The organism is Rhizobium sp. OAE497 (genome assembly GCF_040546565.1).
Lineage (GTDB): Bacteria > Pseudomonadota > Alphaproteobacteria > Rhizobiales > Rhizobiaceae > Rhizobium.
Window position 1 is genome coordinate 3,723,092 of the sequence record NZ_JBEPOA010000001.1, and the last position, 11,453, is coordinate 3,734,544.

The following is an 11,453-nucleotide window of genomic DNA, read 5'->3' on the forward strand; positions in this document are numbered from 1 at the left end:
AATCAGACTCCGGAAAGATCATAAGGGCGGGCAAGGACGATCGCCCGGCCGCTGCCAAGCGTGAAACGAACCTTGCCTTCCGCCACATTGGAAATGGTACGCGATGAGCCGAAGGGCAAATGGAAATCCGAGAGCGGATAGCGGGCGTTCTCGATGAAGAGCCCACGCAGCTCGCTGAACCCGGGGACGGAAAACAGGCTGTTCTTCGGCAGATCAAGCTCGATCGTTCCGGCAAGAAGCGGAATCGCTTCCTCCACCCCGGAGGTGAGCAGCAGGTCGAAACCCTCTTCTGCCAGGCTGACGGCGTAAAGCAGATGCTGAAGCGCATGGTCGGAGCGCTCGCCCGCCAGGGCACCGGCTAGGATCAAGCGCTTTGCCCCACGCGCAATGGCTTCGGACACGGCGATCTCGCCATCCGTCGAGGCTTTGGCGGCCGGGTAGGGCTGCTTCGGCACATCGGGAAAGGCGCCTTCGAGATCAGGCGCCGTGGAATCGAAATCGCCCACCCAGAGCTCCGGCACGACGCCGAGCTCGGCCGCATGCCGCATGCCGCCATCGGCCGCGATGAAGCGGCTACCGGCAACGGCGCTGCGCAGCCGTTCCGTCGGCGTGAGCTCGCCGCCAAGCAGGATGGTGAAGGTGGTTTCCGTCATGGGCATTGCCCATAGCGCAAAGCAGGGGTCGAGGGAAAGGGGCAGGGTTCAGCCGGGCGTACCCTTGTCGCGCCGTTCGAAGGCTTTTTCATAGCCGTCGATGAAGCGCTCATAGAGCGCGGCGAAAGCATCGACGTCCTTTTCGCTCCATCCGTCGAGGATTTCGCCGATCAGCGCCATCTTCTGCGCACGGATTTCGGCAAGCAGCCGCTGGCCGATCGGCGTCATCACCACGACGATCCGGCGCGCATCGGCCTGCGATGCCGCGCGGCGAAGAATGTTGCGGCTGACCATGTCGGCAACCACGCGGCTGGCGCGTGACGGATCGATGCGCAGCATCTCCGCGATCGTCCCGACCGTCACTTCCTCCGCCGGCTGCGCGCGGCGTACGGCATCGAGCACATCGAGATGCGACAGTTCGAGATCCGGCGCAACGCTCAGGATCGCAAGACGCCCGATCAGCCTGCGGCCCGTCATGAGCTTCATGCGGGTCATGCTCTGGCCGATGCTCAAGACGCTTTCGCTTTCCAGCGACAGGGGATCGAGCTCGTGAATTCGGGCGGGTTTCTCGTTCATGCGGCAAGCATAACAGAAGGCTTTCGGGAAGGAAACATGCCTGCGTCATTCAAGTGTCATTGACATTTATATGCTTTTGTCACATAAATTGGTGATCAAGATCGGAACTGTCTTCATGGATATGCAGCTTGCCTCCCAGCCGCTCGTGACGGATCCCCGCCGCAGGCTTATTCTCTTCCTGTTTCTGATGACCGCGATGTTCATGGCAACGCTGGACAATCAGATTGTCTCGACGGCGCTGCCGACGATCGTCGGCGAATTCGGCCACCTCGAGCGCTTCGGCTGGATCGGCTCGGCCTATCTCCTGTCGCTCAGCGCCGTGATGCCCGTCTACGGCAAGCTCGGCGACCTCTTCGGCCGCAAATATGTGATGATGGCGGCGATCGCGATCTTCACCGTCGGCTCAGCGGTCTGCGGCCTGGCCGTCTCGATGAACACGCTGATTGCCGCCCGAGTACTGCAGGGCCTCGGCGGCGGCGGCATCATGGTGTCGATCTTCGCCGTCAATGCCGACCTTTTCGAGCCGCGCGAGCGCGCCCGCTACCAGAGCTATTCCAGCCTCGTGCTGATGGCCTCCAGCGCCATCGGCCCCGTTCTTGGCGGCATGATGAGCGATCTGTTCGGCTGGCGCTCGATCTTTCTTGTCAATGTCCCCATCGGTTTCGTCGTGCTTATCGGCCTGGCGCTGATGCTGCCCTACCGCAAGCCGCACCGCCGCCCTAAGATCGATTATGCCGGTGCCCTGCTCTTGGCGATGACGACCACCAGCATCGTGCTGATGGCCGATGGCAGCGAACTCTTTGGCTCGATCCTTGCGCCGCAGAGCCTCGGCATCATCGCAGCAGGCGTTGTCTGCGCCATCGCCTGGGTCTTCGTCGAGCGCCGCGCCGCCGAACCGATCGTGCCGCTGTCGCTGTTCCGCAATCCGACTTTCCCGCTGCTCTTGATCATGTCGATCACCGGCGGCGGCATCGCCATCGGCATGGCCAACTATTTCGCGCTGTTCCTGCAGACGACAACCGGCCTCTCGCCCTCGCATGCCGGCCTGCTCTTCATCATGCTGACCGGCGGTCTTGTCTGCGGTTCGTTGTTTGCCGGCCGCACCATCTCGCGCACCGGCCGCTACAAGCCCTTCGCCATCGCCAGCCTCTCCTGCAGCGCCATCGCTTTCGCGTTGCTGACGCAGGTTCACGCTGGAACGCCCCTACCAGTTATCGGCCTGCTGATGGCCCTGCACGGCATCGGCATCGGCCTCGCACAGCAGGTTCCGATCATCGGCGTTCAAAACGCGGCTCCGGCCCGTGACGTCGGCGCTGCCACCGGTTCGGTGACGCTGTCGCGCATGGGTGGCGCCTCGATTGCCATCTCCATCTATGGCGCGATCATCGGCTCGCAACTCGCCAAGGTCGGCGTCTCCATCCCCGGTGTCGCCGATATCGAACAGCTGACGCCGAAGATGATGGCGGCATTGCCGGAAGCCAGCCGACAGGCGGTGGCCGATGCCTATTCGGCGGCCTTCACGCCGCTCTTCATGACGTCCTGCGCCTTCGCCCTGATCGGCCTGATCGCAGCGCTTTTGCTCAAGCCGGTACAGCTGCCGCGCCACGGCGAAGCGAAGACGTCTGCGGCTGCAGCTGAAGCAGCCGAGTGACCTGACGAGGGCGAGCTTCGCCCTTGTCATAAAGCCGTCACCGCTATACATCTGCGAACGCTCTAACGGGGTGCCCGTGTCCCCAAGGACAGCTGGCTGAGAGGCTTCAAGCCAACCCGCGGAACCTGATCCGGTTAACACCGGCGGAGGGATTAGATGCGCGCGTGACACCAGGCACCGCCCTTTTCCCGTGAAACAACTTGTATAGGAGGAGGCGCGCCATGCCCGGCCGCAAACCATTGATCGCACTTTTCGCTACGGCGCTTCTCGCCGTTACCTCGGCCATCGCTCCCGCTCAGGCCGCAGACAAGACGCTGACGGTCTATACCTACGAAAGCTTTACCTCCGAATGGGGTCCTGGCCCCAAGGTCAAGGAAGCCTTCGAGAAGACCTGCGCCTGCACCGTCAACTTCGTCAGCGTCGCCGATGGCGTCGCCCTTCTCTCGCGTGTCAAGCTCGAGGGGGCCTCGACGAAGGCCGACGTCGTGCTCGGCATCGACACCAACCTGATCACCGAAGCCAAGGATACGGGCCTGTTTGACGCCAGCGGCGTCGATACCAGCGCCTTGAAGGTGCCCGGCGATTTCAAGGACGATGTCTTCGTTCCCTATGACTACGGCCACTTCGCCATCATCTACGACACGCATACGATAAAGAACCCGCCGAAAAGCATGCAGGAACTGGTCGACGGCGACCCGTCGCAGAAGATCGTCATCGAGGATCCGCGCACGTCTACGCCGGGCCTCGGCCTGCTGCTTTGGGTGAAGTCCGTTTACGGCGACAAGGCGCCGGAAGCCTGGGCTAAGCTCAAGAACCGCATCCTGACGGTAACGCCCGGCTGGTCGGAAGCCTATGGCCTGTTCACCAAGGGCGAGGCGCCGATGGTGCTCTCCTATACGACGTCCCCCGCCTACCACATGGTCGCTGAAAACACCGACCGCTATCAGGCCGCCGCCTTCGCTGAGGGACACTACATCCAGATCGAAGTCGCCGGACTGCTGAAGAACGCGCCAGATAAGGATCTTGCCCGCGACTTCCTGAAATTCATGGTCACCCCGGGCTTCCAGGACACGATCCCAACCAACAACTGGATGATGCCGGTCTCGGCGACCTCCACGCCCCTGCCGGATGCTTTCGGCAAGCTCGTCAATCCCTCCAAGACTTTCCTGATGTCGCCGGATGACGTCGCCAAGAACCGCAAGGCCTGGATCGACGAGTGGCTCGCGGCGATGAGCATGAACTGATGCTGCAGACGGCGGCGGAACGGCGAAATGCATTGGCGGGCGGCGCAATTGCGCTCGCCGCCATCCTGCTTTTCATCGGTATCGCTGCCGTTTCGCTTGCCGCCTCCGGCGGGGGCGCTGCCTTTGCCGGGATCATTTCCGATCCCTATATCCTCCGCGTCCTGCGCTTCACGCTGCTGCAGGCCGTCCTCTCCACGCTGCTATCGGTTTTCCTGGCGATCCCTGTCGCGCGGTCGCTCGCCCGCCAGCCGCAATTTCCCGGCCGCATCTGGATCATCCGGCTGATGGCGGTGCCGATGGGACTGCCCGTCCTGATCGGCGCGCTCGGCCTGATCGGCATCTGGGGCAGGCAGGGCCTGCTCAACAGCGCGCTGACGAAACTCGGCCTCGCCGAACCCGTCAGCATCTATGGCCTAACCGGCATCCTGCTTGCCCACGTCTTCTTCAACCTGCCGCTGGCCTGCCGGCTGATGCTTGCCGGTCTTGAACGGCTGCCCTCTGAATACTGGCTGATGGCGGGCAATCTCGGCATGCGTCCGCGCGCCATCTTCCGTTTCATCGAATGGCCGGCCATCCGCGGCCTGATCCCCGGCGTCGCCGGACTGATCTTCATGCTCTGCGCCACGAGCTTCACGCTGGTGCTGACCCTCGGCGGCGGTCCTGCGGCAACGACGGTCGAGGTCGCGATCTACCAGTCGCTTCGCTTCGATTTCGATCCCGGCCGCGCCGTCGCACTTTCCTTGCTGCAGATCGCGCTGACCGGCCTCGTCCTCGCCGCCATGTCGCTCCTGCCCGCAAGCCCCGACGAGGGGTTGACGGCAGGCCACCGGGCAATGCGCTTCGACGGCAGGAAGCCCACAGCCAAGCTATCGGATAGCCTGCTGTTGATCGCCGTCACAGCCTTTCTCCTGTCACCGCTGCTCTCGGTCGTCGTCGCCGGCCTGAAAGCTGACCTGCCGAAGCTGCTCGGCGAGCCCGTCTTCTGGCAGGCCGCGGCGATGAGCTTTGGTATATCCATCTCCGCCGCCACACTGGCGCTGCTGGTATCGGCAGCCCTGATCCGCGCCCGCCAGACCATAGCCACCAGCAAGCAGTCCGGCCGTGGCAACCGCGCCTTCTTCACCACGATGGGCGGCGCATCTTCGATGGTGCTATTGGCCCCGCCGGTCGTGCTTGCCACAGGATGGTTCATGACCCTGCGACCGTTCGGAGATGCAGAAATTTTCGCGCCTGCCCTCGTCGTCTTGATCAACATGCTGATGGCGCTGCCCTTCGTCATGCGCGTGCTCGAGCCGGCCTATCTCGTCCATCAGCGCCGTACTGCGCGGCTATCGGCGAGCCTCGGGATCGCCGGCATCGCGCGGCTGCGGCTTATCGATTGGCCGGGGCTGCGGAAACCGTTCCTCACCGCCCTGTCTTTCGCCATGGCGCTGTCGCTCGGTGATCTCGGCGCCGTTGCTCTTTTTGGGTCCGATGGCTTCATCACCCTGCCGTGGCTAGTCTATAGCCGCATGGGAAGCTACAGGACCAATGATGCCGATGGCTTTGCGCTAATCCTCGGCGTGATATGCCTGTTGCTGACAATTGCCGGAACATCCGGCCAGGTGCGAGGACATGGTGCCGATGACGGCCGCTGATATTGCCATGCAGAACGTCCGCCTGACACTTGGCGCCCATGCTTTTCACTTCGACTGCGCACTCCCCGGCGGCCAGATCATCGCCGTGACCGGCCCCTCGGGCGCCGGAAAATCGACCTTCCTCAATCTGCTGGCAGGCTTCGAGACACCGGAGAGTGGCCAGGTGTTGCTTGATGGCAGGGACGTCACCGGCGTCCATCCGTCGGAGCGGCCACTCTCGCTCGTCTTCCAGGACAACAATCTCTTCGCCCATCTCGATATCTTCACCAATATCGGGCTGGGCATCAATCCGGCCCTAAAGCTCACGCAGGCGGACCGCAGCCGCATCTCCGCGGCGCTGGCGCAGGTCGGACTTGCAGGTTTCGAGAAGCGGCTTCCGGCGACACTGTCAGGCGGCGAACGTCAACGCGCCGCCTTCGCCCGCGCCCTCGTCCGCAATCGGCCGATCCTGCTTCTGGATGAGCCCTTTGCCGCCCTCGATCCCGGTTTGCGCAGCGGTATGGCAGAGCTTCTCACGACGATGCAGCGTAAGACCGGCAGCACCGTGATCGTCGTCTCGCATGACCCGGACGAAGTCCGCCGCATCGCCAGCTATGGGGTCTTCATCGACCATAGCGCGATCGCGCTTGCCGCGCCGATCGATGAATATCTCGCGCGAAAAGATATGCCCGCATTGCGGCAATTTCTGCGCGGTTGACGAATCTGCAGGGCGCGATGGCACTTTCGCCACAATTTCATCCGAGCGAAAGAACTCCTTAACCACGCCAAGCTTGCTAAATTACAACGGCGCCACAATTAAGCAGAGTCTCGCTATGCAATCGATGCGGAAATCAGCTACAGCAATGACCTGTATCCATCCGTTGTGCACTGCGAGAGCCAGGATGGGCGCCTGTTGAACCCCGTTGGAAGTGGCCGGATCGATAAAGCGGCGAACCGGCTGAAAAGCAAGATGACTCGGAGAGCCAGACTGGACAGCATGAAGACGTGGACGAGACCCGCGCCCTCCAGGACTATGCTTTCCGCTTTGCGCCACCGGGGACGGCATGCGCTGCTGCTGACTGCTGCCGCAGTCGCTCTCAACAGCTGCCAGTCGATCATCGAGCAATCCTACCAGCCGACCGTCTCGCCCTCGTCCAATCCGCAGATCGTCGACGAAGTGCAGAAGAACGATCCGCGCGCCGCGATGGGCGCCCGCGAGCACCCGCGCATCGTCGCGAGCTATGGCGGTGAATACAAGGACGCTAAGACCGAACGCCTCGTTGCCCGCATTGCCGGCGCGCTGACGGCCGTCTCGGAAAATCCGAGCCAGTCCTACCGCATCACCATCCTGAATTCGCCGGCGATCAACGCCTTCGCGCTGCCGGGCGGCTATCTCTACGTGACGCGCGGCCTGCTGGCGCTTGCCAACGACGCCTCCGAGGTTGCCGCCGTGCTCTCGCACGAGATGGGCCATGTGACGGCCAATCACGGCATCGAGCGCCAGAAGCGCGAAGAAGCCGAAGTCATCGCCAGCCGCGTTGTGGCCGAAGTTCTCTCCAGCGATATCGCCGGCAAGCAGGCGCTCGCCCGCGGCAAGCTGCGCCTCGCCGCCTTCTCCCGCCAGCAGGAGCTGCAGGCGGACGTCATCGGCGTGCGTATGCTCGGCGAAGCCGGTTACGACCCCTATGCTGCTGGCCGCTTCCTCGACAGCATGGCCGCATACAGCCGCTTCATGTCGGCCGATCCGGATGCCGACCAGAGCCTGGACTTCCTGTCCAGCCACCCGAATTCCGCGCAGCGTATCGAGCTGGCCCGCGACCACGCCCGCGCCTTCGGTCAGGAAGGCAAGGTCGGCGACAAGGGCCGTGACTATTATCTCGACGGCATCGACGGCCTTCTCTACGGCGACAGCCCGGAAGAGGGCTATGTGCGTGGCCAGACCTTCCTGCATGGCGGTCTCGGCATCCGCTTCGACGTACCGCCCGATTTCACCATCGACAACAAGGTCGAAGCCGTCATGGCGACCGGCCCCGGCGATATCGCCATCCGTTTCGATGGCGTGGCCGACAGCAACAACCAGAGCCTAACCAACTATATCTCGAGCGGCTGGGTCACCGGCCTCGATCCGTCGACGATCCAGGCGACGACGATCAACGGCATGGAAGCGGCAACCGCACGCGCCAGTGCCGACCGCTGGGATTTCGACGTCACGGTCATCCGCAACAATCAGCAGATCTTCCGGTTCCTGACCGCTGTTCCGAAGGGCAGCACGGCCCTGCAGCAGACCGCGGATGTCCTGCGCGCCAGCTTCCGCCGCATGACCCCGGATGAGATGTCGTCGCTGAAGCCGCTGCGCATCCGCGTCGTCACCGTCCGCCCGGGCGACAACATCACGACGCTTGCCGCCCGCATGATGGGCACCGATCGCAAGCTCGATCTCTTCAAGCTCATCAATGCGCTGCCGACAGGCGCCACCGTCGCCCCCGGCGATCGCGTCAAAATCATCGCCGAATAAAAAAGGCCCGGATGAACCGGGCCAGTCTGTGCTGCTGGGAGTAAGAACGTTCAGGCGTAGGCGGCCATGTGCGGGTCGGCGCTCACGAGCGCGCTGCGGAGCTTCTCCATCGCCCGGCTTTCGATCTGGCGTACGCGCTCCTTGGAAATTCCGAGATCGGCGCCGAGCTCTTCGAGCGTCGCTCCATCCTCAGCGAGGCGGCGGGCGCTGATGATCTTCATCTCGCGCTCGTTGAGATGCGTCAGCGCAGAGGCGAGCCACACGCGGCGACGCTCGCCATCAATCATGTTGGAGACCTGCTCATCCGGCAGAGGATCGTCGCTGACGAGGAAATCCATCTTCTCGGCACTGTCAGCGTCGCCGGAGACAGACGGCGCCTGCAGCGACGCATCGTTGCTGGAAAGCCGCGCATCCATCGTCTGGACGTCGGCAAGGCTGACGCCGAGGGCTGCGGCGATTTCCTGATGAATGGATTGCAGGGTCAGCTGCGTATCGCCGCGGGCAAGCTTGGCGCGAAGGCGGCGAAGATTGAAGAAAAGCGCTTTCTGCGCGGAACTCGTACCGCCGCGGACGATCGACCAGTTGCGCAGGATATAATCCTGGATCGACGCACGGATCCACCAGCTGGCATAAGTGGAGAAACGAACTTCACGCTCCGGCTCGAAACGGGCAGCGGCTTCCAGGAGGCCGACATAGCCCTCCTGCACGAGATCGCTCATCGGCAGACCGAAATTGCGGAACTTGCCGGCCATCGAGATGACGAGGCGCATATGGGCCATGGCGATCTGGTTGCGCGCGCCGCGGTCTTCATTGTCCTTCCAGCGGATCGCCAGTTCATGTTCTTCCTCGCGGGCGAGATAGGGAGCCGCCATCGCTATTTTGATCATGCGCCGGTCTGCAGACATGTTCTTCATATCGGTCTCCTAAAATCAGGCCTCGCGCCCAAAACAAAAACAATGAAGGTTCGTTTCCGGAACGTCGCCGTCCGGATCAAATTCAGCTCTCGAATGCAAAAGGCCCCGCTCCTGGACTTTTCAGGACGAGGCCCTATCTCTTCATCAAGTACCGGTCAGACGGTAAAGCAGGATCTGTTTCTTCATGTTGCCGCTCTGGCAATATGTGGAAGTCATGACCCACTCCTCATCGAACGTTTACAACAGCGGACGATCGGTGGGTTCACCTGGCTTTTGTCCGCACTTACGAGGTTTAAACGCGTCAGCGCGGAAAAAGTTCCAATAAAAAACCCGGCTCGAAGGCCGGGTTTTTTGCAAGGAAAAACAAAGCGCTATTATGCGGCTTCGTCCTGAGAGTCGTCTTCTTCGATGGCCTTGCCGCGCTTCGGACCCTTGTTCAGGTTGGTCTCGACGAGGCGGACGGCTTCGGTTTCCGACATCTTGTTGACGGCGGCGATTTCGCGGGCCATGCGGTCGAGGGCAGCTTCATAGAGCTGACGCTCGGAATAGGACTGCTCCGGCTGGTTTTCGGCGCGGTAGAGGTCGCGTACGACTTCCGCGATCGAAATCAGGTCGCCCGAATTGATCTTGGCATCGTATTCCTGCGCACGGCGCGACCACATGGTGCGCTTGACGCGTGCCTTGCCCTGGACAACCTTGAGCGCGCGCTCAACGAAATCGGTCTCCGACAGCTTGCGCATGCCGATGCTCATCGCTTTTGCGACCGGAACCTTCAGGCGCATCTTGTCCTTTTCGAAATCGATTACGAAAAGTTCAAGCTTCATGCCGGCAACTTCTTGCTCTTCGATAGCGCTGATGATACCGACCCCATGAGCGGGGTAGACAATCGATTCACCGGTCTTGAAGCCGTGGCGAGCTGCTGAAGGTTTTTTCTGCTGGGTCGTCATTCTAATCAAAAACTCCCTGTTACGCTTCCGGCGGCGGCCGGAGCCGGGTCAGTCAGGCCCGGATGAGACGGTTGATTACCGTCGGGTGACTTCACTCTGGTCCCACCAGACAGAAGCAAAAGAAATTCATGCGCGCGATCAACGATCGGACAGCTCAAGATGTTGATATGTCACGGGAACCGCGTACGGATTTTATTTGCTTTCGTGATGGTTTTGGGCACGCTTCGTGCCTCAAATGGGTCAGTGTTCAGAACCTATCACAAAAATATGAGGAAATCAATAATTTGGTGCGTGTGAGTCATGCGGGCAACACATGGCTCACATATTAGAGAAGCATCACTTGAAACGTTTAAGCGCCATCTGAACCCGATTTCAAGCGGATTTCAGCAGCTTGGCCTCAGTCGCCTGAGCCGGGCTTTTCGGAGAAGTACTTCTCGAATTTGCCGGTCTCGCCATCCATCTCCTTGGCCTCGGGCATCGAGTCCTTCTTGACGGTAATGTTGGGCCAGATGCTGGCATATTCAGCGTTGATCTTGAGCCACTTGTCGAGACCCGGCTCAGTATCCGGCTTGATCGCCTCGGCAGGACATTCCGGCTCGCAAACGCCGCAATCGATGCATTCATCAGGGTGGATGACGAGGAAATTCTCGCCCTCATAGAAGCAATCGACCGGGCAGACTTCCACGCAGTCGGTATATTTGCAGCGAATGCAATTGTCGGTCACGACATAGGTCATGAAGAACTCCAGGATTTCACGCGAGCGGGGCAGACCAACCTGGAACGTCGCGTCTTTCCCTGAGCCGGAGGGGCAGCGTGTACTGGCTTGGGAGGCTAGAACGCTATCCGGCGAGTTGATGTGACGTACCGGCTTTACAGGCCGATTTCAAGGATAATCGATCTTCAAAAGCGGCCGGTTTGGATAGAGTTTTCTAATCCTCGCCCGACTGGAGCTTGTCGATTGCACGGCGCTCTTTCTTCGTGGGCCGCCCTGCGCCCGCTGCGCGGATCGCCTGCTCGTAAGGGGTGAGGCGTTTGGTCTCATCCGCAGGCGGCGTCAGGTCTTCGTAAAGCAGCTTCGCTTCCTCAAACGGGCCACGCCGCTCGCCAGGCTGCTTGACCACCAAGACCACGTCACGCCGCTCGAGCTGCAGCTCGATACGGTCGCCGATTTTCACGGTCTGGCTGGGCTGGGAAACACGTTCGCCATTGATGCGAACGTGTCCCGATTGGATATGGCTTTGCGCCAGGGAGCGGGATTTCACCATGCGCGTGAAGAACAGCCATTTATCGAGACGCTGACGCGAACCGCTTGCTGGCTGTGTCTCCCCGCCCATCGG

At 61.5% G+C, this 11,453-nt stretch carries 11 protein-coding genes and 1 riboswitch; of the genes, 5 read left to right on the top strand and 6 right to left on the bottom strand.

The annotated features are described in order from the left end of the window. Window positions 1-2 precede the first annotated feature (2 nt). Both ABIE40_RS18610 and ABIE40_RS18615 read right to left on the bottom strand, forming a co-directional pair. Window positions 3-659 carry a thiamine diphosphokinase gene (locus ABIE40_RS18610; protein WP_354541052.1) on the bottom strand — a complete coding sequence of 219 codons (657 nt, stop codon included), beginning with the start codon at window positions 657-659 and terminating at the stop codon, window positions 3-5. Between the two features lie 42 nt (window positions 660-701). Then, entirely contained in the window at window positions 702-1,229 is a 528-nt protein-coding gene (locus ABIE40_RS18615; protein ID WP_199627942.1) for a MarR family winged helix-turn-helix transcriptional regulator, read from the bottom strand. A gap of 115 nt (window positions 1,230-1,344) precedes the next feature. Here ABIE40_RS18615 and ABIE40_RS18620 point away from each other — a divergent pair, with 115 nt between their 5' ends. From ABIE40_RS18620 to ABIE40_RS18640, 5 genes are all read left to right on the top strand, one after another. Further along, window positions 1,345-2,880: an MDR family MFS transporter gene (locus tag ABIE40_RS18620; protein WP_199627943.1), complete on the top strand. Its 1,536-nt coding sequence runs from the start codon at window positions 1,345-1,347 to the stop codon at window positions 2,878-2,880. Between the two features lie 56 nt (window positions 2,881-2,936). After that, window positions 2,937-3,049: riboswitch (TPP riboswitch) on the top strand. A gap of 52 nt (window positions 3,050-3,101) precedes the next feature. Continuing rightward, on the top strand, window positions 3,102-4,124 hold the full coding sequence (thiB, locus tag ABIE40_RS18625) for a thiamine ABC transporter substrate binding subunit (RefSeq protein ID WP_199627945.1): 1,023 nt from the start codon (window positions 3,102-3,104) through the stop codon (window positions 4,122-4,124). Beyond that, the gene (thiP, locus tag ABIE40_RS18630) at window positions 4,124-5,761 is read left to right on the top strand and encodes a thiamine/thiamine pyrophosphate ABC transporter permease ThiP (RefSeq protein WP_199628067.1); all 1,638 of its coding nucleotides are present in this window, start codon (window positions 4,124-4,126) and stop codon (window positions 5,759-5,761) included. Before thiB ends, thiP begins: the two co-directional genes overlap by 1 nt. Continuing rightward, a complete protein-coding gene (locus ABIE40_RS18635; protein ID WP_199627946.1) occupies window positions 5,748-6,458 on the top strand; it encodes a thiamine ABC transporter ATP-binding protein in 711 nt (236 codons plus the stop codon). Before thiP ends, ABIE40_RS18635 begins: the two co-directional genes overlap by 14 nt. Before the next feature lie 252 nt (window positions 6,459-6,710). Continuing rightward, the gene (locus tag ABIE40_RS18640; protein ID WP_112718257.1) at window positions 6,711-8,255 is read left to right on the top strand and encodes a M48 family metalloprotease; all 1,545 of its coding nucleotides are present in this window, start codon (window positions 6,711-6,713) and stop codon (window positions 8,253-8,255) included. Between the two features lie 50 nt (window positions 8,256-8,305). On the opposite strand, the gene ABIE40_RS18645 is transcribed toward ABIE40_RS18640, so the two are convergent. The 4 genes from ABIE40_RS18645 to ABIE40_RS18660 all read right to left on the bottom strand — a co-directional run bounded on the left by ABIE40_RS18645 (window position 8,306) and on the right by ABIE40_RS18660 (window position 11,450). Continuing rightward, complete coding sequence (locus ABIE40_RS18645; RefSeq protein WP_112718255.1) at window positions 8,306-9,169, bottom strand: RNA polymerase factor sigma-32; 864 nt, start codon at window positions 9,167-9,169, stop codon at window positions 8,306-8,308. A 374-nt stretch (window positions 9,170-9,543) separates the two neighbouring features. Beyond that, window positions 9,544-10,116: a CarD family transcriptional regulator gene (locus tag ABIE40_RS18650; protein ID WP_199627949.1), complete on the bottom strand. Its 573-nt coding sequence runs from the start codon at window positions 10,114-10,116 to the stop codon at window positions 9,544-9,546. Window positions 10,117-10,513: 397 nt separating this feature from the next. Then, window positions 10,514-10,852, bottom strand: coding sequence for a ferredoxin FdxA (gene fdxA, locus ABIE40_RS18655; protein ID WP_112718251.1), 339 nt, complete (start codon window positions 10,850-10,852; stop codon window positions 10,514-10,516). 193 nt (window positions 10,853-11,045) lie between these two features. Next, entirely contained in the window at window positions 11,046-11,450 is a 405-nt protein-coding gene (locus ABIE40_RS18660) for an RNA-binding S4 domain-containing protein (RefSeq protein WP_112718249.1), read from the bottom strand. Window positions 11,451-11,453: the final 3 nt, after the last annotated feature.